This is a genomic window from Sporosarcina siberiensis, assembly GCF_042681925.1.
In the GTDB taxonomy this organism is placed as follows: domain Bacteria; phylum Bacillota; class Bacilli; order Bacillales_A; family Planococcaceae; genus Sporosarcina; species Sporosarcina siberiensis.
On the sequence record NZ_JBHUGI010000032.1, the window covers coordinates 295,832 to 322,657 of the forward strand.

The 26,826-nt window shown below is 39.2% G+C and carries 26 protein-coding genes; 3 read left to right on the forward strand and 23 right to left on the reverse strand.

The annotated features are described in order from the left end of the window. Positions 1 to 119: 119 nt before the first annotated feature. A complete protein-coding gene (locus tag ACFSFY_RS12325; RefSeq protein WP_381538443.1) occupies positions 120 to 1,463 on the reverse strand; it encodes an amidohydrolase family protein in 1,344 nt (447 codons plus the stop codon). Positions 1,464 to 1,568: 105 nt separating this feature from the next. Here ACFSFY_RS12325 and ACFSFY_RS12330 point away from each other — a divergent pair, with 105 nt between their 5' ends. After that, positions 1,569 to 2,480 (forward strand): helix-turn-helix domain-containing protein, encoded by a 912-nt coding sequence (locus ACFSFY_RS12330; RefSeq protein WP_381538445.1) that lies wholly within the window; start codon positions 1,569 to 1,571, stop codon positions 2,478 to 2,480. Positions 2,481 to 2,735: 255 nt separating this feature from the next. On the opposite strand, the gene ACFSFY_RS12335 is transcribed toward ACFSFY_RS12330, so the two are convergent. The 17 genes from ACFSFY_RS12335 to ACFSFY_RS12415 all read right to left on the reverse strand — a co-directional run bounded on the left by ACFSFY_RS12335 (position 2,736) and on the right by ACFSFY_RS12415 (position 20,442). Continuing rightward, positions 2,736 to 3,452 (reverse strand): hypothetical protein, encoded by a 717-nt coding sequence (locus ACFSFY_RS12335; protein WP_381538447.1) that lies wholly within the window; start codon positions 3,450 to 3,452, stop codon positions 2,736 to 2,738. A 142-nt stretch (positions 3,453 to 3,594) separates the two neighbouring features. Beyond that, complete coding sequence (locus tag ACFSFY_RS12340; RefSeq protein ID WP_381538449.1) at positions 3,595 to 4,500, reverse strand: restriction endonuclease; 906 nt, start codon at positions 4,498 to 4,500, stop codon at positions 3,595 to 3,597. Between the two features lie 398 nt (positions 4,501 to 4,898). Beyond that, positions 4,899 to 7,013 (reverse strand): cellulose biosynthesis cyclic di-GMP-binding regulatory protein BcsB, encoded by a 2,115-nt coding sequence (locus ACFSFY_RS12345; RefSeq protein ID WP_381538451.1) that lies wholly within the window; start codon positions 7,011 to 7,013, stop codon positions 4,899 to 4,901. Then, positions 7,006 to 8,277 carry a glycosyltransferase family 2 protein gene (locus ACFSFY_RS12350; RefSeq protein WP_381538454.1) on the reverse strand — a complete coding sequence of 424 codons (1,272 nt, stop codon included), beginning with the start codon at positions 8,275 to 8,277 and terminating at the stop codon, positions 7,006 to 7,008. The genes ACFSFY_RS12345 and ACFSFY_RS12350 overlap by 8 nt, the downstream gene beginning before the upstream one ends. Continuing rightward, on the reverse strand, positions 8,270 to 9,994 hold the full coding sequence (locus ACFSFY_RS12355; RefSeq protein WP_381538456.1) for a DUF2334 domain-containing protein: 1,725 nt from the start codon (positions 9,992 to 9,994) through the stop codon (positions 8,270 to 8,272). The genes ACFSFY_RS12350 and ACFSFY_RS12355 overlap by 8 nt, the downstream gene beginning before the upstream one ends. Next, positions 9,969 to 10,817: a GGDEF domain-containing protein gene (locus tag ACFSFY_RS12360; protein WP_381538457.1), complete on the reverse strand. Its 849-nt coding sequence runs from the start codon at positions 10,815 to 10,817 to the stop codon at positions 9,969 to 9,971. The genes ACFSFY_RS12355 and ACFSFY_RS12360 overlap by 26 nt, the downstream gene beginning before the upstream one ends. Further along, complete coding sequence (locus tag ACFSFY_RS12365; protein WP_381538459.1) at positions 10,801 to 11,904, reverse strand: glycosyl hydrolase family 8; 1,104 nt, start codon at positions 11,902 to 11,904, stop codon at positions 10,801 to 10,803. The genes ACFSFY_RS12360 and ACFSFY_RS12365 overlap by 17 nt, the downstream gene beginning before the upstream one ends. Before the next feature lie 316 nt (positions 11,905 to 12,220). Beyond that, positions 12,221 to 12,427 carry a small, acid-soluble spore protein, alpha/beta type gene (locus ACFSFY_RS12370; protein WP_381538461.1) on the reverse strand — a complete coding sequence of 69 codons (207 nt, stop codon included), beginning with the start codon at positions 12,425 to 12,427 and terminating at the stop codon, positions 12,221 to 12,223. Between the two features lie 248 nt (positions 12,428 to 12,675). Continuing rightward, a complete protein-coding gene (locus tag ACFSFY_RS12375) occupies positions 12,676 to 13,854 on the reverse strand; it encodes an NAD(P)/FAD-dependent oxidoreductase (RefSeq protein WP_381538463.1) in 1,179 nt (392 codons plus the stop codon). A 100-nt stretch (positions 13,855 to 13,954) separates the two neighbouring features. Then, positions 13,955 to 15,145, reverse strand: a complete 1,191-nt coding sequence (locus ACFSFY_RS12380) for an NAD(P)/FAD-dependent oxidoreductase (protein ID WP_381539066.1) — start codon at positions 15,143 to 15,145, stop codon at positions 13,955 to 13,957. Continuing rightward, a complete protein-coding gene (locus ACFSFY_RS12385) occupies positions 15,138 to 15,539 on the reverse strand; it encodes a (2Fe-2S)-binding protein (protein WP_417766397.1) in 402 nt (133 codons plus the stop codon). Before ACFSFY_RS12385 ends, ACFSFY_RS12380 begins: the two co-directional genes overlap by 8 nt. After that, entirely contained in the window at positions 15,536 to 15,802 is a 267-nt protein-coding gene (locus ACFSFY_RS12390; protein ID WP_381538465.1) for a (2Fe-2S)-binding protein, read from the reverse strand. The genes ACFSFY_RS12385 and ACFSFY_RS12390 overlap by 4 nt, the downstream gene beginning before the upstream one ends. 270 nt (positions 15,803 to 16,072) lie before the next feature. Next, positions 16,073 to 16,528: an ATP-binding protein gene (locus ACFSFY_RS12395; RefSeq protein ID WP_381538467.1), complete on the reverse strand. Its 456-nt coding sequence runs from the start codon at positions 16,526 to 16,528 to the stop codon at positions 16,073 to 16,075. Between the two features lie 279 nt (positions 16,529 to 16,807). Beyond that, on the reverse strand, positions 16,808 to 17,626 hold the full coding sequence (locus tag ACFSFY_RS12400; protein ID WP_381538469.1) for an aldo/keto reductase family protein: 819 nt from the start codon (positions 17,624 to 17,626) through the stop codon (positions 16,808 to 16,810). A gap of 293 nt (positions 17,627 to 17,919) precedes the next feature. Beyond that, positions 17,920 to 19,095, reverse strand: coding sequence for a hypothetical protein (locus ACFSFY_RS12405; protein WP_381538470.1), 1,176 nt, complete (start codon positions 19,093 to 19,095; stop codon positions 17,920 to 17,922). 119 nt (positions 19,096 to 19,214) lie between these two features. Beyond that, positions 19,215 to 19,763 (reverse strand): hypothetical protein, encoded by a 549-nt coding sequence (locus ACFSFY_RS12410; RefSeq protein WP_381538472.1) that lies wholly within the window; start codon positions 19,761 to 19,763, stop codon positions 19,215 to 19,217. 103 nt (positions 19,764 to 19,866) lie between these two features. Further along, the gene (locus ACFSFY_RS12415) at positions 19,867 to 20,442 is read right to left on the reverse strand and encodes a hypothetical protein (protein ID WP_381538474.1); all 576 of its coding nucleotides are present in this window, start codon (positions 20,440 to 20,442) and stop codon (positions 19,867 to 19,869) included. A gap of 242 nt (positions 20,443 to 20,684) precedes the next feature. Here ACFSFY_RS12415 and ACFSFY_RS12420 point away from each other — a divergent pair, with 242 nt between their 5' ends. After that, complete coding sequence (locus ACFSFY_RS12420) at positions 20,685 to 21,224, forward strand: GNAT family N-acetyltransferase (RefSeq protein WP_381538476.1); 540 nt, start codon at positions 20,685 to 20,687, stop codon at positions 21,222 to 21,224. Positions 21,225 to 21,324: 100 nt separating this feature from the next. Here the strand turns inward: ACFSFY_RS12420 and ACFSFY_RS12425 are convergent, their stop codons facing one another. The 4 genes from ACFSFY_RS12425 to ACFSFY_RS12440 all read right to left on the reverse strand — a co-directional run bounded on the left by ACFSFY_RS12425 (position 21,325) and on the right by ACFSFY_RS12440 (position 24,859). Then, on the reverse strand, positions 21,325 to 22,854 hold the full coding sequence (locus tag ACFSFY_RS12425) for a hypothetical protein (protein WP_381538477.1): 1,530 nt from the start codon (positions 22,852 to 22,854) through the stop codon (positions 21,325 to 21,327). Between the two features lie 36 nt (positions 22,855 to 22,890). After that, entirely contained in the window at positions 22,891 to 23,451 is a 561-nt protein-coding gene (locus ACFSFY_RS12430) for a class I SAM-dependent methyltransferase (RefSeq protein WP_381538479.1), read from the reverse strand. 127 nt (positions 23,452 to 23,578) lie between these two features. Then, on the reverse strand, positions 23,579 to 24,112 hold the full coding sequence (locus tag ACFSFY_RS12435; protein ID WP_381538481.1) for a dihydrofolate reductase family protein: 534 nt from the start codon (positions 24,110 to 24,112) through the stop codon (positions 23,579 to 23,581). Between the two features lie 264 nt (positions 24,113 to 24,376). Continuing rightward, positions 24,377 to 24,859 carry a DnaD domain protein gene (locus tag ACFSFY_RS12440; protein ID WP_381538483.1) on the reverse strand — a complete coding sequence of 161 codons (483 nt, stop codon included), beginning with the start codon at positions 24,857 to 24,859 and terminating at the stop codon, positions 24,377 to 24,379. 225 nt (positions 24,860 to 25,084) lie between these two features. Between ACFSFY_RS12440 and ACFSFY_RS12445 the strand changes: the two genes are divergently transcribed. Continuing rightward, positions 25,085 to 25,924 (forward strand): YitT family protein, encoded by an 840-nt coding sequence (locus ACFSFY_RS12445; protein WP_381538485.1) that lies wholly within the window; start codon positions 25,085 to 25,087, stop codon positions 25,922 to 25,924. Positions 25,925 to 26,108: 184 nt separating this feature from the next. On the opposite strand, the gene ACFSFY_RS12450 is transcribed toward ACFSFY_RS12445, so the two are convergent. Beyond that, positions 26,109 to 26,597, reverse strand: coding sequence for a nucleoside deaminase (locus ACFSFY_RS12450; RefSeq protein WP_381538486.1), 489 nt, complete (start codon positions 26,595 to 26,597; stop codon positions 26,109 to 26,111). Between the last annotated feature and the right edge of the window lie 229 nt (positions 26,598 to 26,826).

Below are 26,826 nucleotides of genomic sequence, written 5' to 3' on the forward strand. Positions count from 1 at the left end.
TACAAACAATCCAATCAACTTTATATACATACAAAACCGAAGAACTTTCCATCATTTATCTAATAAATATGAAATCGTAATGAAAAGTCGAAATAATCTCGTGCATAAACACCTAAAATCTATTGCCCAATTACTATTTCCCATCTCTTTTCGAATTCAACCATTTGCTGTTCAGACTTCTCTTTGCTTGGAATATGCTCTAGGATCTCTTCTTGGCTGTATATTTTCCCACCTTTAACGATGCGATGGATGCTTTTCGTATGCTGGATCGATTCGAGTGGATTTTCATTCAACACGATGAAATCAGCGATGTACCCTTCTTTGATCGCTCCAATGTTATGAATGTTTATGGATTTCGCAGCATTAATTGTCGCCGCCTGAAGTATTTCCATTTCGGTCATACCTATTTCATTGAACAGCTCCAACTCTCGATGCAGGGCCATTCCGGGGAAGGTATAAATAAGTGCCGGCGTATCCGTACCTGGTACAACCGTGCCTCCAAGGTCAAAATACGTCTTCGCAACAATTTTTGTGAATGTATGCTGATTGGCAAGTTGCTGTTTAATGACGTCAACTTGCTTAGACATGCTGCGCCAGTGACTCATCAAAATGTCATGTTCTTCGAGTGAATTTGTCACCGTGTTTTTCGGGTCCCAAATGTCTGGATACTGATTTGCCTGATCTATGAGAACGAGGGTCGGACACAGTTTAACGTTGTATCGCAGCATCTGTTCACATAGTTCTTGAATCATTATCTCGTCAGGTTCTTCCCAATTGATATGACTCCATTCTGCTTGGTCAGCTGATGGATACCAACCCGGATAGAGTTCCTGCACAAATCCCGAAGCATGTTCGAACCATGTAACGCCTAGCTCCGCAGCATCCAAAGCGCTTACGTTTTTGGAATGAATTAAGTCGCACGCAACTTCTACGCCAAATTTACTTGCCTCATCTACCGTTGCCTGTATGACTTCTCGATTTGCCCAACCATACACTTTAATGAATTTAGCACCAGCTACTACCTGCCTTCTCACTTCCTGCCTAGCAATTTCAGGATTTTCTGTAACAAGGTTTCCAGGACTTGTTGGCCCCCATAGCCCCGGCTCACCGTCAATCATTCGATCTGCTGAAAAAACACGTGGCGTCGGTGCATCTAGCGGTGCCTCGATCAAGTCCTTAATCATCAGCACATTACTCGCCGTATTTCGTACGGTCGTCACACCGGACGCCAAGAAATGAGGGGCGAACTCGCTCCGGATATGGCAATGCATATCAATCAGGCCGGGGATGATATAGGTGCCTGTCGCATCGATTGTCGAAATTGATGCCGGCAAACATTCATCCGCCTTGTAAATCCTCTTTATCTTCGTCCCCGTAATTTCAATCGAGCCAAGGAAAGACTCCTCCCTCTCAACGTCTATAATCGTTCCGTTTGTTACAATATAATGGTTTGCTTCAGCCATTTTAGCCGCCTCCTCATGTATAATGAAATCATCTAATGTACAGTGTAGTTTGTATCTTACAATGGGTTTCTTTAATTTTCATATAGTGGAATTGGGGAGGTTTGGATGAAAGCATTTGGAGTAACACTACGGCAAATCCGGGAACACAAAGGATGGACAATGAAGGAAGTAGCAGACGGAATTTGCTCGATTTCATTTCTATCAAAATTTGAGCGTGGCGATTCCGATATAACCTTGGGGCTCTTCACAAAAGTGTTGGATAAATTGATGATGAGTTTTGATGAATTTTTGTTTGTGCACGACGAGTTCCAACTTGGCCAGCTCGAACAATTTTTCAAATCCATAAGTACCGCATACAAACGGGGCGATTCAGCTGCCATAAGGACATTAAAAGAGCAAGAAATGAAAAAATGGAAGCAAACAGGTATCGAGGCTTATCAGTATCATGTTTTGATGCTAGAAATGTATGAAAGTATTCTTGACAACAAAGTAATTGATGAAAAATCAAACAAACAAGAGATTCAAAAACTATCCGATTACTTCTTCGGCGTAGAAGTATGGGGATATTATGAGTTCACGCTCTATAATGCAACTATGCTTTTTCTGGATGCCGACATGGTGCTACAGTTATCTCGGACAGCATACGAAAAAAGCATCCGGTATAAGGAGTTCCAACGGGTGAATGAAGTAATTGGCACAATCCTTATGAATACAATTATTTATCTACTAGGGCCCATCAATCATTTCACAAAAGATATGCGATTTCAGACGGAATTGACCGAGTTCTTTTCCTATCTTAACGCCATTTCGGTTCCCGAACACAAATTATTCGAACGGGCGAACTTGATGTACTTGAAAGGTGCCTATGAATTGAAAACCGGGAATAATCCTAAAGGGATTGCCCTCATACAAAAAGCGATTCATGTATTTACGGAATTGGGCTGTGTGGCCCAGGCAAATCTCATTGAAAATTATTTAAATCAAATTATGGCCTATCAAAACGCGGATTCCCTGTAGTTATCCGTGTTTTGTGATAGGGAAAAAACCGCTACTGTGTGAAAAACAATTATGTTTTTTTACACTTTAATGAAAGTTTCATATACAGGAACACAACAGCAATATAATATGTCTGATTCATCCACCCCTTCTCATATTGAGATTATTTTTTTCAGTTAATGAAAGCCGCTGCAATAAAAAAAGCATAATCCTCATTATCTCAGGATCATGCTTACCCATTAACTTGCCAATATTACCCCTAGTAATTTATTTAAATTATTTGTAGCCGTAATTGCAATTCTCACATTCATTCTTTATTGAAACTTTATCAATTTGTTCACCTGTTGTTAGATTGTAACTAAGTGCATCAATAATCAGCATATATTTTGAAGTTTCTTCAGATTGCCCAAATTGCTTAAATTCCAATGTTAAAACATTATCTCTATTCTTCACTACAGTTATCTCCATTTGAAAGCCTGATTCTTTATGAACCACATAAGTATTGAGGGTGTTTTGGATTTCCTTATTAAGTTTATCCACTACTTCCTCGCTCATAAGTCGGCTAACTAGTGGAGACCCACTTACAAGCATTCCTGGATATACATCTACCCATTCAATGTATGCTCCATACTGCTGGATCTGCTTCCGCATTAGGGCCATTGGTACTTTCTCATACTTAGAAAGGCTTGACTCTTGTACTCGAACGCCACCACCTAAATCATAGATGTTTCTGCCGCCTTCGTTAGTGATTTTATGTACACGCCACATTGAACCCTTCTTCGCATTTAAATGGAACTGTGGTACATTGTCAGCGCCTCGTTTATACACTTTTACGTTTGTCGTAAATACGATTCTACCTAGTTGAGTTTTAGTCAGTTCATTTTGTCCCCACATGATTGGCTGAGTAGATGCTTCTACTGTAGAGCCTCCTGTTAATGGTGAAAACAGTAACATTGCTGATAATACTACTATACTTAAAGCACGTTTTTTCATTTTACATCACTCTTTCTCGTTAGAATATGTAATAACTATAGCTATTATAACATCACGCGTTGCACATTTGGATGAAAAAAATTCCGGCTTTTCAAATCTTACTTATAATAAAGAATGTCCTACTTCAGATTTGCTATAGTTATTAAAGTTTCAAATCCCGAATAACCCGCACAATCTCTCCCCCAAAATCTGCAATCTTTTTCTCGCCTATTCCACGTAACTTTCGAAGTTCTTCAATTGTACCGGGTCTCTTTTCAACAAGCTCATCCAAAGTTTGGTTCGTGAAAATATGATAAGCCTTCATTCCTGATTCTCTCGACTTTTCCAGGCGATATTTCTTCAAGAGTTCTTCTAATTCATTTGCAGATACAGTTCCAGCTTCCATCGTTGCCGCAATCATAGGTTCTACTTTGTTCGTAAATTGCTTATCTACAACATCGTTTAAAATAGATTTACTACCATTTTGTACAGACTCATTTAAACCCGCTTTGTTCTTTTTAAGGTCAATCCCTATCTGAATTAATTCATCACGGTTGATCATTCGTACATGATTGCTTCTAGCTAACTTGATAGCGGCTTTCGTATAATAACTGTTTGAAATTACCCAAGCAGCATTCGCGTTATACATTTTAAGTGCTGGTATTACTTCTTGCACAGCAGCAATCCCAACTGAGCTATTATAGCGTTTAGCTTGAACAACAATTACGTCTTTTCCTTTTTTCAAAATTAAATCCGCTCCGTAATCACCAGTTGTAGGCGTATAAGTTACACGATATCCAAGTGTTTCAAAAAGCGTACCTACATACTCCTCAAACTCAAATCCTGACATCTGATCTATTTCAGTAATGCCAGACAGATGCATTCTTTTCTTGAAACGTACTTTTCTCCAAATAGAAAATATAATAATAAGTCCAAATGTAACTCCTACCGTAACCGCAACACCTTTAAGAGACCCGAACTTATACCAGCCAACTAATGCAGCTACTAGGATCAATAATCCAAGTATAGAATCCATTTCTTTTTGTTGTTTTTTTGTTCGATTTTGCAATTACGTATCCCCCTTCCTGAATATTGGTTTTTGAATAGTTAATATTTACTATATCATATCAATAGTTCATTTGGAGACGAGTGTTTGATAATTGTAACGAATAATAAAGAGCCATCTCTAAGCCGAGAAATCGACTTAGTGATGGCTCTGTGTTTCAGAATAGCATCCGAGACGTGCGATGCTTTTGTTGTAAATTTGGATTACGGGATACATATATTCTCACTTTCGCTATTTTGTTCGGTACTCTTTTCCCAACTATCGCATGTCCTAAATTAGTGCGGGGTACATATGCAACAAATAGCAGCAAACAATTCAACATATTGTATATACATACAAATTCGAAGCCTTTTTCAGGATAGAACTAATAATCACATAATTATGTGGAATACCTTTCCTTTTTACATGTTCTCTTTACCCTTTAGTCGTTTACGTTTCACAACTATTAAGAGTACTAGTACGGCGAGTATTAAGATTCCGAATCCAACCATCCACCAGCTAGAATTCATGAAGGAACTCTTCGAATCAGATATGCTCGCTACTTTCACGCTTCCTGCATCTATTTTAAAATCATTTGAATTAGTATATATATGGTTCTCTTTCGTTTGAATAGCAACGGTAGACGCTTCGTTCAGATTTGTCAGGGATTCAAGGAATCGCTCGTTAATCACTTTTGCTTCTGGGCCAGCTGTGTCAAACACCAGCATGGCATGGCCTTTCTTACTCCATGGATTTTCTTGAATCCAGCTATATTGTTGAACCGCTTCTTGTAAAAACCCGAATGAATGGAAATCGGGTAAGTTCGCTTTATATGGAACAATCAAGTCCTCTTCATTGCTTTTCAGAATAGGTTGAGAGTCCACTCCCCCTAGGAAAATCAGATGACTATTTTCCGCATCCGATTCATTGAAATAATTCCCTTCAAAAAGTTCAATTATAGGAACTTGACCAAACCCTGTTAACGAAGAAATTAACGTTGTTAAATCACCATCTGTAACTTCTTTTTCCGTTGGCAAGATGACTTTTGTTGGTTGTGATGGATCACTAAATGGATACGGGAAACTATTCAATGTCTTTTCACTAGTGGAATCCCCTTCATGGAATGTAAAATAGCTTTCTTCAGATAAATACACCCAACGATTCTCGTTAGTACTATAGCAAGGATTTTTTCTGCGTAAACCATTGACTTCAATTCGCAGAGATATCAAGTGATTCTCTTGAATCGTTCCTTCTTCAATCGGAATTTGAACAGTGAACACATCGTTCTCTTCTTCAGATAGTTCTCGGATATCAACTGAATAGGGAACGTTATTAATGTGAACAACCAGTTCTACGTCTTCACCTGCAAGTTCTTTATCTTCTTTACTATTTCTAGGTTTCAAGGTGTCTGAGCGACGTAACAAGAGTTCCAACGTTGGTTTTGCATTCCAGCTTGGAGGAGCATACCCAAAATACGTATCAGTCTCACGATTTGCACGGTCAAACGTCAGATTACTCATTCCGAATTTCTTCAAAGAAATTAACCCATTCGTCTTATCGATTTTTGGAGTAGAGGTAATCACCATTTGTTGACCTGTTAATTGATTTCTAAAAGATTCGTCCAGCAGAATATCCACTCGACCTTTAAACTGTTCAGCAGATTTCACGAGAATGAATAACGATTCTGCGTGCTCATTTAAGCGATGCCTCGATAACAGAAGTCCTTTGTCTGGAAAACTGACATTCGCTTCAGTTATCAACGTTTTCACCCACGCTGTTTGAAACTCTGATTGCGATCCAACTACTATAAAGTTTCCAGCAATTACGTTTACATTCGATTCACGCACTACTTTGACACTTTTTGCATCCTCAGACTTACTTTGTAAAAAAGCAGCAATTGCACTTCCTGCACTTCTTGTCTCTAAAGAAGGTTTATCTGGAATAATCACTGAAACAGACTGGCCTTGTTTTGCACTAAAAATGATAGGGAAATCTAGTAAACTTACATCTTCTGTCTTTTGACTGTGCAGTTGAATATAGGAATCAGTCCCAATTGTTAACCAGTTACTTCGCGTCTCCTGATTGACACAAATGCCTTCTTTTAGCACACCATTAAATGAAACCGTAACTGTATGAAAACCTTTCGAAAGCGCTTCTTTTGTTAGAGGAATCACTACCTTATTCGTTAACTCACTTTTCTTAAGTGATACGGACTGTACAGTTTCATCGTCAATGCTAAATGTTACAGCGGAGGGCTCAATGAGTAGTTCGGAATGCTTTAAGAAGAAGACAACTTTATTTTCATCTTTTTTTGCTTCAGTTTTCACTTCGTAGAAGAATACTTTTTCATCGACAGGTCCATATAGCTCGACCGGTTTGTTCGTCAAACTGTGACGATTTTGAATTCTCTTATCAATAGGCATTACATTAACGTTATCCAGCTTAATTTCATACGTTGCAAGCACTACAGGTCCAAATATCGACATTCCAATGAAACAACTTAAGCTCATTAAAAAAATAATAATGATTCTATTCACTAACTTCTCCCCGTTTCTTTTCAAATCGCTCCGTCTTATACCAGCGAACTTCTTGCTGAAAAATCATTCTTTTCGTTTCTAGAATTAGTGCATACAGTACAAGAACAATCCACATTTGGGAATACGTAAAATACATTAAAATAACGGTAAAAAAATTCTTACGATTCATTTGTGTTTTCTCGATACTGAGCGTAATCATGACTTCCGCTAGGAACAGCAAAAATGCCAATCCCCACAAAACTAATGCCACATTACCAACGGATAACTGAATGTCGTAAAACTGATTTAGTATAAATAAGGCGTTTGACACGATGACTCCAAAGAAAAACAAAAAATAAGTAAAGAAAAAGTAAAACAAATCAAAGATAATTCTCTTTCGTTTCAATTTGAAAAACTGACTTAAAAATTTCAATACAACGTATTGGTTGCCTCTTGCCCACCTTGTTCGTTGCTTCCACCAAACATGAAGTGTTTCCGGCTCTTGTTCCCAAGTGATCGCAGCAGGGAAAAATCGAATGTGAAAGCCCGCATCATACACGCGTACGGTTAATTCAGTATCTTCAGCGAGTGCTTTTACGTCCCAACCGCCTAGTTCTTTCATAATCGAACGTCTAATCGCAAAATTCGTCCCTGGGATTGTCGCCACTTTAAACCAGCTCCAACGACCACCTTGAGCCATCCATTGAAAACAGATGGTTTCAATGTTGATGAACCTCGTAAGCCAAGTTGCTTTCGCATTTGTCACGCGAAACTTGCCGACGATTGCTCCAGCTTTCGGATCATTTACTAATCCCATAACTAAATACCAGACCGCCATTCGTTCTGGCGTATTATCGGCGTCATAGACAGCAATGACTTCGCTATCTGTTTGTCGAAGTGCATCATTTAAAGCAGAAGACTTCCCCTTCCCTCTGTTTATACCTTCTGTTTCTATTACCTTAATAAATGGATATTTTTCAGCATAGAGAGCAGCAATTTCTCCCGTTCGATCGGACGAGTTATCATTGATCACTATGACTTCTAATTTGTCTTTTGGATAATACAACCGTGCCATTGCTTTCAGCGTCTGTTCGATCACAACTTCTTCGTTATGTGCAGGTATAAATACACTAACTGTTGGCAAGTCAGTCATGTTTTTTCTCCATTGCGGTATGACTTTCTCAAATGTCTTGAAGTGGTGATAGCCTCCTTGCATAAGGAACATATGATAGAGAAGCATCATCCATATGAGTATTAGGGATACGTAAAAAAGAATATTAGCCACTAAAATCCCTCTCTCTAAACAATCGTTTTTTCAGTGCTGCTCGTAAATTAACAATGTAGATAAAAAAGGCGATGATGAATACAAATACAATGACTGATAACCCCCAAAGGATTGCATCAAATGGTTTATCAATAACATTTTCTAAGAAACGATTCCAATTATTTCTCTTAGATTCCACTAGTAGTTCACCGTTTGCTTGTTGGTGTAGTACTACCTGATTTGTTTGTACAAGTTGTTCTTCTGTACTCAAATCCAGCCACTCAATGTTTCCCACTGAATGGATAAGATCCAACATTTCCTGCAAGTGCTCCAATCCTAGGTAAGGATGATAAAACCCTCCAACCATAGATCCCGGTACTTCTTTCAACTCTTTAACAGCAATCTTAGTTACTTCTAATGGATCCTCGATTTCAGGATTTGCATACCCTATAGTTTCAGGATACAGTGTCATACCTGATAAAATTGAAGGCTTCGATACAAATAGAGGGGCGTCCATAATCTCCCAGTCCTCATCACTTAACTGCACTTGTCCGAAAATTGAAGTAAAGTAATTCGAAGTGACTTTGTACCCATTTGAACTCATCGTATAGTGAGGTGCTTCAAACGCGAGCGGATACAACCCACTATCCGTTAACTCCTCAATCGCTTTCTTATGCTTTGTTTCGATATAACCCTTTTCAATCGCGTCTATTTCATTTGTGAATACTCTATATTCCTGGTCCGAGCGAAACGACTCTCTCTTTCGTAAAGGTTTCGGTAATTTGTCGGTACGTTCAGTAGAGATTTTCTGGTTTAATTGATCGTCCCAAAACTCAAATCCTTCACCAGTTTCTTCGTAACGATAGGAGTGTGTATATCCATGACCGATGATGATCCCCCCACGACTTTGCAAATATTGGAGAACGGCAACTAACTTCCGGTTAGATTTCATGTGAATTTTTTCTCCGTTTTCATTATTTACATAGACAGGGATAACCGCTAAGTAAAATGGAATTCCCCGATCTGCTAAGTAATCTCCTGTTTTTTTTACAAGCTTATAGTCTGAAACAGGAGATATATCTTCTAGACGGATGTAAGCAGGATGGACTGTAGGTTCTTCGACGTCCATAATCTGATACATTCGTTTTGACAAGACATATTTTTGATCTCTATCAAAAGCTGAAGAAGCAATATACGTTAGTCTCCCTTTTTTCACGATATATGGATGTTGAGTCGTTAAACTGCTGCCCTCTTCTATCAGTTCGCTCCCCTCAGGAGGAGTTACATCGACTAGCGACATCGGAACTGCAAGAGATTTATTGTTAAGTGTTCTAATTTGCACTTCTTCTTGAAATTGCCATTCATTAAACGCTTTGAACTGATTTCCGTTATACCCAATGACAACGAACTTTCCTTTATAGCGATCCATTTCCTGAATTAGCAGTGAGGGTAGTTTCATTTCAAAATCTCCTACGAAAACAACTACCTTTTTTCCATGCAGCAAATCTGTTGTAAAGTCTTCAGCAGAAACTACATGCTGATTTTCAGCAAAAGCTGAAAAAGTCATATCTAACATTTGTATATTTTCGTCGACCCGTTCTCTTTCAGATGTGTATATAAAAAGGATATCTGGCTTCTCCTCAGCTGCTTTTGAAGTATCAGCTAAGGCAGCCCAACTAGATAGAATCAGAATGCCCGTTAACGCTACAATTTTATAGTACATAGCTAACTCTCTCACTCTCTACCATCTCCATCAGCCCTTCATAGTCTTTACAATCTGAGTTGGATCCATATGTTACTTGACCCATTTGAAATGTAATATCTACTAAGTTACCACTTAACAATTGGTGATTTTTCAATTGGCGCTCCAACTTGTTTATTACGATTTCCACCGAGTCTAGACCTGTATTGGTTAATAAAACTGCTAGACTATCTGCACTATATCTAAACTTACGATCTGTCTGCCGCGTCAATTCTTCTAGCTTGTACGAAAGCAATGAAAGTAAGTGCTCTCTTTCCTTTTCACCATAAAGCTTTTGAAACTCTTCATAATGTTCCACTTGTAAAATGAGTAGAACAAAGGACCCTCCATAGCGATCTATTCGCTTCATTTCTGAGGTTATTTCAAAATCCATGCGCTCTGAATTATCAAAACCTGTTTCAATATCTACCGCCGTGAATCTACGTATTCTCTCTTGAAGCTGCAAAACTAGGCGTGTTTGACTGCTCGTTTGCTCTTGAATATACCCCGCAAGCACAATCAAACTTATTAAAACAATTCCGTAAGTCATTATATAAGGCAACGGAATTTTAATTTCTCCGAAAAAAATAGTTGAAAACTGACTATCAAAAAGTACGACACCGAGTATTAGTAAATAAGGTAGACTCCAAAATAATCCCGCAGCTGGACCTTTCACTAACGTATAGCTTAGTAAAAGAAGTAAGAATCCAAGTAAAACGAGTCCTTCCATACCATAAGGTAGCAATAAGTACATAGGCAATTGAATTCCTAACAACAACACGATAATCATTAACTGGCTTCCTTCAAAAAATGTTTTCATGTGCGCCTATCCTTTCTGCAATCATAGCCAATAGGTTATCAAACGTATGTGTATCAAGAGTGGGCAAATCAATATATCCCCCGTAATAGTGCTCAGATGTATCGTTTTGTTGAAGCGTCTTCATTTGGGCAAACAATCGCTTCGCTAATTCAAATTCATCCAGTTCTAAACACATTAATATGGCCAATGCATAAACCGAGGGTGCCTCAAAATCGACGAGAGGTTTTCCAGTTTCCAACCTATACACACCGTATAATCGACCATTTTCTTTCGCCATTTCTCTTTTCGTAAACTGTACTAATTGTGTTACGTCACCGTTCCATTGAGCTCGATGATAGCCAATATAATATTGATCGATTAAGTTTACCTCGGAGTCGTAGGAAAAATGTTTCGTCTGAACATCAAATAACTTAGGAAAAAATCCTTTGTCAGAATGAGGCATGTCTGTCAGAAGCTTAAATGTATTCTCATACACATCCATAGATAAGTACTCGTTTTCTTTCAAACGATTAAACGCATCTGGAATGATATAGCTTAACGTAATGACAGATCCTTGGTCTTTCGATTTCAAATCGATATAGTCGACCATATAGCCATCTTTCAGCTGATACGTCCTTAATCCACTTGCCATATGTGCAGCTAGTGAACGGTATGAAGGTTCGTTCCACTTCTCTCCCGCTTCAAATAGCGCATTCATAATACGTAGATCATCAATCGATGCATTCGAATTTGCTGCCCTTGATTTTTGTAGCCTCCATGATACTAAGTAGTCGTTTGTTAAAAAGTATTTTTTTAATACTCGGACTTGCTGTTTGAATTGTTTTGAGTCGTCATTTGCGAGTAAATAATCCATCCACAGTCCAACAGTTTCTGATAAATACTCGTTCTTTCTCTCCATTAGATTTGTGCGCATTCTTCCGTCTTGTTTAAGTAAATGGTCCACTACAAATTGCTCTGCACTTAAGCGATTTACCGCTTGAGCTTCATGTTCGATTTGCATATCTCCGCCTTTATATCCAACTCCAGAACTTGCTGCAATAAGTAAGGAAATTGCTACGATCCATACCCAATTGGTCTTACGATTCATAAAGGATTTGCTTCCTTTCATTCAGGTAATTGCTTCTGTCTACTATCATATACAACACGTCTTACTAGTAACTTACGTTATTCTTACAGAACTCTTAAATGTAAGCGTCCAATAAAGAACTACTAGTTTCTTAGAAAACAAAATGCCCTTCCGATTTTTTGTCGGAAGGGCATTTTTTCATTTGAATACAACAGTTCTTAATTTCGGGGTACCTATTGTTTGAGCTTTCACGATAGTTTCTCGCACAGATACGCAAAACTTATTAAAAAAATACTGCCCCGGAAATACTTCCGGGGCAGTTGCTTTATTCATTTAATCAGTTATTTTTTCCATTCATTTGTTGTTGGGCTTGGCGAACTAATCGCTTTGTAATTTCTCCGCCTACGGATCCGTTGGCACGCGATGTCGCATCTGGTCCCAATTGAACGCCGAACTCTGATGCGATTTCGTTTTTCATTTGATCAATTGCCTGTTTTACGCCTGGAACTAAAAGTTGGTTCGAGTTACCGCTGTTGTTTGGCATGTATGACACCTCCTTGACATGTAGAATGCGCAGATACGAATAAATCATACAGCACTTTTAAGAGGTAAATTATTCATATGAGTAATAACAATAAAGGGAATGGCACAAATAGTGAATGGTACCTGTGTGACAAACAATCATGTTTGTTTAAACTTTCACGAAAGTTCCTTGCACAGGTACGCGAAATTTCTTTTTGCATCTATTATATGGTACCTGTGAGAATAGTTTCATCCACAGGTACCCAAAATTTATGAAACAGGTACTTTAGTAAAACGATCAAATCGTAATGGAGTTGTTGGAATAATAGTATCAGATACACCACGAATTAATTCTTCAATTAATTTCCCAGTAACTGCTGCTAAACTTATTCCATCACCTTCATGTCCGGCGGCGATGAAAAATCCGGGTATGCTGTCGACTTCTGAAACGATTGGTAAATGATCAGCCGTCCATGGCCTAAAACCAGTGTACGTACGAATCATCGTGAAATCATCCATTTTCGGATAAAAACGAAGTGCTCTTCTTGCCATTGTTTGAACGACATTCATATCAATCTTTCCGTTATACCCCACAAATTCGCGACTACTTCCAATCAAGAAATTCTGGCTTTCAGTTGGTTCAAGCACCAACGCTACACCATGTTTCTCCGTTACTGGATCCACAATACGGTCACGGCCAAATTTATTCATTAAGTAACCAAATTCCATGACATTTCGCATCATAACCGGCTTTTGTCTTGCGCCAACGATAATATGACCTTTTCTTGGGATGATTGGTATATCAAGTTCAAGCATCTTACCGATAAATGGTGCCCATACGCCCGCAGCATTGACGACTTTTTTCGCAGTAAATGTACCGTTTGTCGTTTCAATTGTAAATTCTTCTTTTTTTGTAATTGAAGTTACTTCTGACTTTGTATAAACCCTAAGTCCATATTGCTTCGCTTTTTCAATAAGCGAATAACAAAATAGATAAGGGTTGATTAGAGAGTCCGTTCTACACTCTAATCCGCCGGGAATATCATGCGCAAAATAGGGTGACTCCGCCCGAAGATCCGCCTGATCTAATAACCTAAAATCCAACCCCGCAGCATTTTGTGTGTCTACCCACTTTTTTGCCGCTTCCATTTCTACATCGTTTTCGCAAACGAGTAGGCTACCGAGTGCACGATATTCAAATCCTAAGTCGAGTTTTCCACTCAAGTCCACTGTGAGTTCCTGACTCTTCAAAGACATTAAACTATCAAATCCCGGATCTTTATCAACGATTGTAACGTTTCCATCACAACGGGACGAGGTTCCGCTAGCGATATCGTCTTTTTCAATTAACACACAATCGATTCCGGATTTTGCAACATAATAGGCAATGGCGCAACCAACTATGCCACCTCCAATAATGACAACTTCCGCATGATTTTTCTTTGACATTCTAAAATCCTCCTTTGGCACAGCAAAATCATTTCTATTCCTATAACAAGCAGGTTATATTTCGGTAAATCATACGCTATTCAAGCATCTATTCAATCGTTTATTGAACTTTTTGATACTCTTGAAATGCTTTTTGGATCCTATCTCGGCCTTCAACAATATGAGGATGGAATTGAATGGATGCAGAATCGCGTGTTGATTTTACATCTTTCAATGCTTGTTCTATTTTATCGTAATTCTTTGCGATTGAGTATCCGGCTAATGTTCCTTGTGCACGGGCAACTTTTGCACTTTCAATGCCTGTAATATTACCAGCAACGTATAATCCATTTAGTGGTGTTTCCATTTGTTCATTATGAATTGGAACATGACCACCCAACTCTTCAACGTACTGGAATGGACAACCGATTACAGATGCAAGTTCCGCAAGTGGATAAAGCCCTCCAGCTATACAAACGAAATCGACGTCAATTATTTTTTCACTACCTGCAATCACTTCTCCGTCCGAAGTAATATCGCACATTGTAACGGACTCGACTTTTTCTGTTCCGTTTATTTGAACGATGGCTTTACGAATATGGATAGGCATTCCCCACATTTTCACGCCGCCTTTGGGATAGAAGTTTACAGCGATATTACGTACCCAAGCCGCTTTGGCAAATTTACTTCCAAAACGAAGAAAAGCAGAAGGCGCTAAATGTGCAATACGCACCAATCCATCCATTACATGTCTTGGATTTGCATGTTTTTTTGTAACTGGATTGGAAATCGGTAAGGCCATACTATGCAGTTCAATGCCAGCAATTTGTAGTTCACGAGCGATTGCCGCAGACAATACATTGACACCAACCACAATCCCTTTATTCCCAACACGTACGCGGTGTACATTCGTCATCACCTGTGCTGCACCAATCGACATCACACCAGGAAGTGTCCAGCCTGGAATTGGAACAGCCGTTTCTGCAGCACCTGTTGCAATGAGTAGATTCGTCGTATCAAAAACGCCTATATTTGTCTGTACCGAATAACCATGTTCTATTTTTTCGATATGATGGACAGACACTTCACATTTAATTTCCGTGTTCAGTTTTTCTGCCTGATCTATTAGAATTTGTGTTTCTTTTATTCCATTCCACCATTCGCCATTTGGTTCTTGGTGAAGTTGTCCTAGTAGTCTACCGCCTGGCTTCGGAAATTCATCGATAACAATGACATTTAAGTCGGATTCACGGCAGGCAATTGCGGCTGATAAACCAGCCGGTCCCGCACCAATTATTACAACATCATACATGTGAATCACCGACCTTTTTTCCTTTGTTCTCTTGTTCAAACTCGGCATATGTACGCGGCCATTCTTCCGAAGTAGATGCAAAGGGAGCTGCTTGTAATTTACCGCTCTCGACGATCATATTTTCTTGAATAGGTGTCATGCATGCACGAATGCCCTGAGCTTGGTTGACTGTGAGACGACATTCAAAGCAATGGCCTATATTACAGTAAATGGCCCGCGGTGCACCAGTTTCCTCATGAACTCGTAGTTGCCTCACGCCATTTGCAAGAAGTGCTGATGCAATCGTATCCCCTTCAAGACCCTTATATGTAGTCCCATCAAAAATAAAGGTTATAGGTGTTTGGTTCTCCAACTTTCCAAGAACAGGATGATCTAGTATTCGGTTCTTCGTCATCGCACCTTCCCCCTTAAAACAGATAGTGAAACAGGTCTAACGGGCGGTTGGACTTTCATAGGTATGTCATGTCCTGCTTTTTCTCCCGTAACCGCTTCCAATACGGCATCTACTGCGGGCCTGCATGTACGCCCGCCACAGTATCCCATACCGGCCCTCGTTCGTAATTTAACTTCACGGGCAGAGCAGTTATATGTAATTGCGGTATTTTGAATATCTTGTAAAGAAACCTCTTCACATCTACAGATAATTGTTTGATTCATAGTCCAACTTCCTCCTTTATTTAATTGCATGTATATCCATTCTACAGGAAGGGTGTTTCTTTTTGTTCAACTATTTTTGCATATTTCAAGTTAATTTGACCTAAGACATACTCTTCATGGTTTTCAAAATCTATTTATGATTCTACCATCCATATTAGACAGGCAGTCAACCTTAAGTCAAGTTGGTTATTGTTTCTTCCTGACCATATCTTTAGGTATCTCTTAACTTTAACAAAGGATTGCTCTTTGGGTACCAACACTCAAGCTCATTCATTGATCATCTTTAAAAAGGTTATACGGAAGGCACTCTTTCCCACGCCTAATTGTTGCTGTCCCATTAGGCATCATATAAGACGGATATTCAGGAATAACGTGCATGACTAGTAATCTAATGGAATCGTTTTTATAAAATATCTCATCGAATGAAGGCGTTAGATGGGGAACCGTATTTTCATGAATTCTCTTTTGTAATTCATATATATCAACATCAAACGGAACCCCTTTTAACACATTGTCAATCCCTTGTATCCTATCAGCCACTCCAAAGACAACGCTTCCCCCTCCGCCATTCGCCATACAGACAGCATATCTAATCATTTTCATCACATTTTCTTCCATACATCGGTCATTCCACTGTTTGAACTCTAAATCCTGTGACTCAAAATCATCTGCAATATGATGTTCCAATTGACATATAGTATCCATTATTTCACTTTTACTCTTCAATTAAATCTCCTCCTCTCCATCCAAGACTCAACAATATTCCACGTAGATACCTTGATTCAGTAAAAAGGCATAAGGAAGTCCCATCTAGAACAAATATTTTTATAGAAACCTCCTTCTATTATATTCATAGATTTGAATTACTTATGGGTGCAATACTAGGTAGGGTCTGTGGCTAACTACATATTAAAAAACCTTGCCAGTTTTACTCCGGCAAGGGATTTCAAATAACAATGTATAACAAACAATTGATTTCGAGGTACCTAGTACCTGGCTCCTAGTTTAATGAGAACCTGGTAACTGGGCAATACGGTCACGATCGCTCTCAGTGAGTTCAAAGTCAAAAATAGCTAAACTTTGTGCTTGGCGATTTTTATTATGAGATTTTGGAATGACAATGACATCACGTTCAATTTGGTAGCGTAACACAACTTGTGCGTATTTTTTTCCGTATGGCTTACCGATTTCTTCTAGAACTTGCAGAGCCTTTTCATCGATACCGCCTAATGGAGACCAGGCAACCGTTGCAATGTCATTCTTTTTATTATAGTCAATTAATTCTTCATTCCAGTTACCGACTTGGGATTTAATTTGATTAACTGCTGGGGGTACGCTGCCATTTTCAAGAATGATGTCCAGATGTTCTTTTTTAAAGTTAGAAACACCGATGGACTTAAACACTCCGCGATTATAGTAGTCTTCCAAAATACGCCATGCTTCCAGGATTTCGGTATGATTATCCCATGGATTATGGATAAGGAATAAATCAATATAGTCCGTTTGTAATTTCTCTAAGCTTTTCTCAATTTCAGCATGGGCCCAGTCTGTACCACCAAAACCTTCGAATGTATTAAGCTTCGTCGTGATAAAAAAATCTTCACGTGGCAAGGACGATTTCTTTATCCCCTTTCCAAGAACTTCTTCATTCCTATATTTTTGAGCAGAGTCAAAATGGCGGTAGCCGTTTTCAATGGCCCAGTCGATTTCCTCCGTGTCACCTCTTAAAGCACCTGCGTATTGATTTCCCTCTTTACCATACGTATTTGTCCCACTTCCGACGATTGGAATGTCAATGCCATTATTTAATGTAAGAGCCTTCATCTTAACCCCTCCTATACTATAGTTTTAACCTTACTCATACTAAAGTAAGGAAGCAATCTATTTGTTCAGTCAATAAAGGTAGCCAGTTTAATAGGAACTTTGAATTCGTAAGGGTATCTCCGTGAGAAACAACGACAAACGATTCAATAGCTAGTACTTGGAAAAGTAATTATGAAAATATACTTTAAAAAATAACAGAGATAATGAAAAAAGGTTCACTCTCATTCACTATCTCTATTGTCTACTACCGTCTTTCCTGCAACATGTCCTTAGTATTTTTCATTCCAATTCTATTAAAACAACCAAAAACCGCTCAATTCACCATTTTCATCGTAATTCACACGAAGAAGATAATTTCCAACTGTATAGAGTAGTACATAATTCTGCTCCATTTCATCATACCTATCTTCATCTGGCTCACCGAATATCGCTTTTATCGAAGCTAAATCATTTGTTAATGAGCCGGCTGATAATGAAATTCCTGTAATTTCACGAGTGTCCTCATTATAAAAATAACTGCTAGGTCCAGGGAACGAATAATAAGGAGCCCCCTCATAATATTCATTTGTAGTGTAATCAGGCATAATCCCAAGTACTTTATCAATCGACTGGCCAATTCGAATATCATTATCAAGCAACTGACCGTTTTCAATTAAGTCGATAACTTCATCTGTCATCGTCATTTCAGGAAATAATACATATTCTCCAGAATGTTCATGCCACAATTCTGTTGTAAGTTTTCCAGATTCCCACCCATATTGCGTATTCTGTGTGTATTTCTTCACGGCGTGCTCTGTAAATTTGGCTGTATCATGATCCCATTTCCACGTCCTATAAATCCAGCCGATGCCGTCTCCATCACTATCCTGATTATTGTAAAAGTATACTTGCAAGTACTCATCTTTAAGAAACTTCATTTGTTGATGAGAAACGATTAGCGTGCTTTCCGCATCAAACTGGACGCTTTTAATTTCGCTATCTGTATAACGCCACATCCTAAGCTTATTTACATTTGTTGCCTCAGGTTGTACCCAGACAATGAATTGCTCTCCATTAAATGAATATGGCTTTGAGAAAGCACGGTCCAAGTTTAAAGTAATATCTTCCAATCTTTCTTGGAGGATGCCGTTTTCTTCATCTTTATTGACTATGTATAATGCCACATTCCCAAAATATTGACGTTCTCCCTCCGAACCAATTGCATATTCATCCTCAAATACTTCGATTTCGCCTCGTTCTTTCACTAACAACAAATTTGTTTGCTCATTTATTTCCCACGTGTAGAGTGTATCCTCTTCAATGTCCGCAACGGGCTTTTTCTCTTTCTGATCTTGCAAATCATTTACATCTTCTTTTTCTTCTTGCATTCCTGCATTTTCTTTCGTGGAAGGACTTTTACCTTCGTCACTTTTACAAGCAGATAACAAAAGAAACACGGCAATCAGTAAGATCCATTGAAATTTCCTCATTGATCTTCCACCTCCAAATTTTTTCATTTGGTTATCATTTTGGGGTACCTGAGTAAGAAACGACAACAAACAATTCAGCATAGTCAGAGTAGTTTTACACACTGATGCCTAAAATTTTGCTAGAGACGAATATCTATGGATTGGGGTTTTGGATCGCTGACTTTTATGAGTTTTCCATCGATCGGAATTATATGTTGAGAACTTTTTTTCTGTTTACGGTAATCCTCTTCCGCTTTGTCGATAGCTGCAAGTAACAATTCGCCGAACTCTTTTTCGCCTTTTTCTATCATTTTAGTTGCGGATGCTTTACCAGTTAATAAAATCGCATTGGCTTGTTCTTTTGTTGTGGCATTTTCTAATTGAGCCGATAGCGCCCTTCGTTGCATATTCGCTTGCTCCGCTTTTGCTAACTTTTCTGAATCGACTCCTTGCAATTGTTGTCGTTCCTCATGTGTTACAGATTCTCCACGTGCGATTTTTTTCGCAATTTGATCCGCTTCTAATCTTTTTTGATACTTTTGTTCTTCAGCTACCATTCGTTGCAGTTCCTCTAGTTGACGTCTCATTTCAGGATCTGCGTTGTTATTTTCGACTTCTGTTTTATCTTTCTTCATGGGCACTAGATTTTTTAGCGATTGGTGCATCATCGCATTGCCAGTTATCTTCATAAGGATTCCTCCATTTGCATATGATCTTTTTCGTTAAACAAATTGGATTGCAAGTCATACCCACCTTTTATTGAATGGAAGCCATCTGTATCGACCTTCCACTTTAAAAGGAAACTGAGATTTTTCCTTTAGAGCCTTTTGAAATATTTTTCAACATATCCATGACGGGCTCATTTTGAAGCAAATTGTGGATTTTGGGATTTCCGTTTGCTTTTGCATTCGCATTGTCTGTCAAGAAGTCTAACGTTACTTGTTCTTTCGGTTTTGTCTCTTCTATGCGGTCTTCGTATTCTTGTAGGTGATCCATAAGTGTCATTTGTGCTCTTTTTGACATCGCCTTTTCTTCTTCACTTATTGGGGATTCGAATCGTTGGCCATTGATCACGATCCAACGCTTGTCTTCATCTACACCTATTTCAGACCATTTCGTATCCGGATGATTGGTGGAATACGTTGCAATTTTTTGGAACGTCGCATTGTCGACGAATAGTGTCGTATTCGCCGCTGTTCCTTTATCTGTGCTGAGCATCGTTTTCATCATTTGGTTCGTCTTCGAAAGTTCAACCACATCGGTTGGATTCCCTTTTTCTAAAGCAGCAGGCTGTTTACTAATTGGCGCGTTCGTTGTGCGCGTTACTGAATTATTGTAAATTGCATTTCTATCCGCTTGAATGTGCATCTTTACCTCTCCCATCTCGTACAAATTTAAAAAATGTACCAAGCTCTTAGTCTTTATATTGGCACATAGCCTTTATTATGAACAGATTCCCTGTTTTTACCTGCCTATACCAAAAACGGCATAACAGGACGAATCACTTTACTATATAATGAATTCAATCCCTTTGGTTTTTTGTTCATAAAAGCTTTTAAAGATAATGTACTAAAAGAGTACGATTTATAATCGACAGGAGTGTATACATAATGAAAATTAGAAAAATAGCAGAATATGAGATCGATGGTCCACTCAAAAACAAGTTACAACAACTAGTAACTTCATCATTTGGTGAGGACTATCCCAGTGATCGAATCTACTATAAACAACTTCCGCATCTTAGATTTGTCGTTAGCGATGAGGAAAATGAAGTGATTGGACAAGTTGGATTGGATTATAGAGTCATGAATTTAAATGGAAACATAGTCAACGTCCTTGGTCTAATCGATTTATGTGTGTTAGAAAGTAGACGATCCGAGGGAATAGGGTCTTTTATTCTTCGAGAAATCGATGCATTTTGTACACCTAAACCTATAGATTTCATACTTTTATTTGCAGATGATGCTAGCTTGTATTCGCGTAATGGCTATGTATCCATAACAACTAATTGCAAATGGATGCAAATAGATGAGACAACCCAAACGACTATTGGACTAGGTCACGAACAGGTTGAAGAACTGATGGTGAAAAGCGTACATGGTCGAGTATGGGAAGAAGGAGACTTAGATTTAATGGGGTATTTGTATTAAATCCAGTTCATTATATTGTATTTGCCTGTGCATCACACAACTCAGACACTCTTCGGAATTGTGTTGGAGTTGTGCATTACACAGTTATACTTCTTTCAAATCAATAAAATATCGATCCGCCGACTTCCATGAAATACGCGGTGCCATTCACCGCGTCAATCATGCGCACATGACCGGTCGTTTCCGGGAACGAGGGCACATATGTCAGCCGGTAAAACGTTTCGCCTTCTTCGTCGAACTCCATCGACAACGCCAGTTCCATCTTCATCCTGCGCTTCATCTGTTCTGCCGCCTCTTCTTTCGTGAGTACAGGCACAGTGGGTATGTCTGTTGGCGGGAATTCTTCCGTCATTTCCATCGATGCCGAAACAATACGGCCGGAATAGAGACCGACTTGGACCACTACTGCGATGCCTTCAACCGGTACACCGTTCAAATGATAGTGGAAATAAAAATCTTTCGTCTCTTCACCCTCGACTTCTCCGTCATCACCCAGCCAGTCGTCCTCATCCACTTCGTCTTCAAACGAAGCGTCCTGTTCAGCCGCCCAATCCCCATCCGGATCTTCGTTCAGCTCATCTTCAACGTCCTGCAGCTCTTCCCATTCATCTTCATGCTCCACTTGCTGGAGCTTGAACCGCGTCGCTGCATCCGGAAACAGACCGAAGAGGTAATTCAACGCGTGCTGCTCCAATACTTCATCGTCAAGATATATCTCATCATCTGTCCACACCTCGCCGTTATAAACGAAAACCGGGCGGTCCGAACTGTCATAATGGATCGTAATCATGCTTGATGCGTATGCCTCACTCCAATCCACAGATTCTGGAGCTTGCAGTGAAGCATGCTGCCACTTTTCGACACGCAGCCCCTCGTCCAAGTGTTCCCCGATCTTCACATGCTCGTCTGTCATACCAACCGCTTGAAGGAACGGAACATCCACTGATGTATGAGGAGGAAGCGATTCATAGACATTTCCTTCACATACTGTGTCCCATTTTTCACCCGAAGCTGGAATATCGACGGCTGCTTCCTTCAATGACCAGACGAGACGGTACGTATCATCTCCATTGCGGAAATGCTCCGTATCGGTCTTATGGATTTCCAGTTCAAAGTCCGTGCATGCAATATAAGCGGCCATCGCTTCCTCTTCTGAAATGACATGTTCCGGATATACGATATTTGCAGGCCCTTCCTCAAAAGAGAACTGCTTGACCTGTCCTCCGGCTGAAATCGTCAACATAAAGCCGATGCACGGCAGCTCGAGATTGTAGCGTTCTTCTTTTATCCCGTATTGGATCAAATAGAGCCCGTCCAGGTCAATCACCGCCTGCAACCCGTATGTCTTCAGCTCATCCGGATGAAACATGTGGATGAATTCTTCTGCAACCTGCGCTATATCCTTCGCATTCAGGTCACCTGGTCCTCCAAACACTTCAGCATCGATGTATTCGAAGTTCTTCAACCGAAAAGCAGCATCCACCGAGCAAACTGCAAACGGCTCCTCCGCTTCTTGTTCTGTTATGTAAAACACTTCGTTCTCTTCCGTGTGATCAAAGTCAAAATCAGACGGCTCGAACGTCACCGGCTTCTTTAGCCACGACGCTAGTTTATTTAATGTTTTATTCATATGTATAAACTCCTTTCTATTTTCCCTTTAGATTCTTCACTGCTTCTTACCTTTTTTAACGGCAAGAAGATGAAATTCTGCATTCGCTTCACTGTACTCCATATAACCATCAGTTAATGTTTCCCATTCATATGCAGACTCGTTAATGATCTTTTTCAAAGTCTTTTCACGTGCATCTCCTTTTAAAATACAGTTCACAAAAACTCCGCCTTCTCTGAGCTCAGTTAGTATTTTTTGTACAAACACAGTCTCTTTTTTCAAATCATTCTTATAGAAATGTAACATTGAGTCTAATAATACAAAATCAACGTCTTGGGATATCGGAAAATCATATACGTTGCCAACGAATCCTTCAACATCTATATCTCTATTTTCAGCTTCTTTATTCAGCTGATGTATCCCCACTGTTGAATGGTCAATTCCAATCACTTTATACCCTAATTCTCCAATTGGTAATGCGTCTCTTCCTTGCCCACAACCTAAGTCAAGAAGGGTTCCTTTAGCTTGATAATTCTTAAAAAACTCAATGAGATCGGGATAAGGATTCCCAAAATAGTTTTGCTCCTTATAATAATCGTCGTATGCTACCTTTTTCATCAAATCAACCCCCATTACATTAGACTCTATCTATGCTAAAATGTTTCATCAATTTGGTCCTTCTACTTTAAAAGAGGACAACACTTTTTCAAGAATTGCCCTCAAGATAACAGTAAACCAGTCGCACTCATTTATTTACTGTGTACTTTAATTCAACAAACTGATTGAAGGTTCGAATACCTTTAAGTGAAAGATCTAGTTCGTACTCATCTGGTTTAAATAAAGGAATTCCCTCTCCTATGATGATTGGTGCAACTGTTATAATTAGTTCATCGACTACTTTTTCCTTTAAAAATGTATGTAGGATATCTCCACCACCAACTATCCAAATATCTTTACCCTCTTCTGTTCTTAAATTATTAGTAAAGTCAACAATATCTTCATTCACAAATGTAACGTCTTTTGTATCCATTACTGACGACCTGGAAAAAACGTAACTACTCTTTGTTGCATAAGGGAATTGACCTTTTTCTTGTTCCATAATCCAATCGTATGTCCTCTTCCCCATTAAGATTGTATCTATCGTTTCGAAAAACTCCGAATAGCCATTATCTCCTTCTCCCTCAACCTTAAATAACCAATCAAGCGAGTCTTCTTTTGTTGCGATATACCCATCTAAACTTTGAGCAATGAACAATACGAACTTCCTTTTATTTTTCATAATAATCCTCCTAATCACTTTCGAAAAAAGAACATGCGTCTTCTTTTCTGCCTGTGCGTCATGCAACTCATACGTTTTCCAGAATTGTTTTGGAGTTTTGTTTTACACAGGCACGCATTTCAAGGGTACTTATGTGAGAAACAATCATATTTATTTAAACATTAAAGATAGTTTCTAATTTCACTTGCCTGTGCATCACACAACTTAAACACTTTTCAAAATTGTGTCGGCGTTGTGTTTTTCACAGGCATACTGTTGATTGTTCTATTTTCTAACAAACATGTTCCTTACAAATTTCCCTAGTTGTTCATCAGACATGCTTGAATCATAAACGGCTGTCTCAATAGCAGTCTGCCTAGCCTCAACCACTTTGATGTTTTCCAGTTCTTTTATAGGTTGCTGTCCACCTTTTTTCCACTTTACATATTTACTGTGTTGTTCAAGCGAAACTTCCATCGCCTCTTTCGCGGTAGTTATTTTTTTATTTTTCCAGTGTGAGGCAATTCTTTCTACATAGTTTTTCGTAATCTTTCCGTCGTTTTGAATAGACACATATTGTAAAAGGACATTGACAACACCTATTGACATCCCGTGTGTACTCACGAGGCGTTCCGCAAGCTGTACATCTGTGGATAATGGCTTTTTGCCACCTGATAAATCACGCAACATCTGTGCAGGTGGTGTACTTTCAAGATAGAGAAGTAGCGCTTCTTTACGCGGATCCTTAGTCTCATCATCATTAGTCATTTTATTGTCTCCATTCGGTTTGTTTTACCTACCTATCATGTTACCTGCCTGAAATTCAGGTTCAAATTATTAGCACCGCATCTATTTTGCCCCCATCTTTATCATCTTGATTTCCAACAATTTGAATCCCGCTTTCCGTAAAATATAAAGCAAACTTACGGACGGTATGTTAAGATTTAATTCGATTGAATTTATTGGAATTGACTTGTAGATAGGTGGGGCAACATGAAGAAAAAAATTATAGATCTTCTATTCATTATCGTAGGTTCTTTTATCTTTGCACTTGCGGTGAATATTTTTGTTATTCCGAATGATCTCGGAGAAGGCGGAGTCACTGGACTTACAATTATCGCTTATTACTTGTACGGTTGGTCGCCAGGACTTGTTAACTTAATCTTAAATGGATTTTTACTCATTGCCGGCTTCAAATTTTTAAATAAAAGTACAATCGTTTACACCGTTTTCGCCGTACTCTTCAACTCATTATTTTTGCATCTAACGTCAGATTGGCGCATTGCTTCAGACGAAATCTTCGTCAATGCTATTTTCGGCGGTGTATTTATAGGTGTTGGGATTGGGTTAATCATCCGCGTTGGCGGTACGACAGCTGGTACGACCATTCTTGCCAGCATTACGCAAAAATACCTCGGTTGGAGCATCAGTTATGGGTTATTATTTTTCGATTTAATCGTCGTCTTTTCCTCCTATTTTGTGATCGGTGCGGAAAAAATGATGCTTACGATTATCATGCTTTATATCGGAACAAAAGTAATGGAATTTATCATTGAAGGGTTCAACACAAAGAAAGCTGTTACGATTATCTCTAAAGATCCCAATCAAATTGCACGTCAAGTGAACAAGCTGATGGATAGAGGCGTAACGGTCTATTCCGGACATGGTTATTATACAAAAGAGCAAAAAGATATTCTCTATATCGTCATCAGTAGCCAAGAAGTTGTAAGGCTCAAAAAGATTGTTAGAGCCGCGGACCCAGATGCTTTTATTGCCATACATGACGTACGGGATGTCTTCGGCGAGGGGTTTAGGGAAAACACCAAATTGTAAGAGGATTGGACGCGCCAAGGGGAACAAACCTAAAAAAAGAAGCTGGGCTAAAGTAATTTAAGTAAAATCAAATTACTTTAGCCCAGATCTGCTTCATAAACGCTTTCTTGCCTGTGCACTACACAACTTAGACGCGATCTATATCGTCTCCGAGTTGTGAGGTACACAGGCTTTTTTTATATTCCTAACTTATCCGCATATAAAACTGTCGATAAAGTTCGCGAACTTGCTCCGCGAGTTCAGGTACAGGACCGTCTACTCTCGTGTTACGAATTACATCTTGTATCGGAAGACTACGAACGCGCGACTGCGAGACGTCAACCCCAAATTCGGTCAACCACTGCACCAGTTGCTCAGACGAACTGACGTAAACAATTCGACCTAATCCTACCCAACCATGAGCAGCAGCACACATCGGGCAATGTTCACCCGAAGTAAAGACGGTCGCTTTCTCTATCTCTTCCAAAGTCATATGCTCCGCCGCCCAGCGTGCCAAAGCAAATTCCGGATGCTTTGTATGATCTCCATCTCCCACATGATTCCGTTCCTCTCTAAGTACATGACCATCAGCTGCCACTAAGACCGAGCCAAACGGTTGGTCGCCACTTTCCAACGCAACTTTTGCGAGTTCGATGCAACGCTTAAGATGCATTAAATCTGAATCCGTTATCACAATAATCCTCCTTTTACTGTGTTAAATAGTAATGCTTGTACACCACACAGGCATCTTCAATTGTTCTAGTTGAAATATAATGAAATTCAAGTTATAATTAATATGTAGACAAGAGCATAATCCATCGATTAGATGTGTATAAATGTAATGACTGAGTTTTCAATAGAAGTTGGAACTGGCAGCCAACACCCCCATTTTATATGGGTTGGGAGATGCAGGATACGCCGCC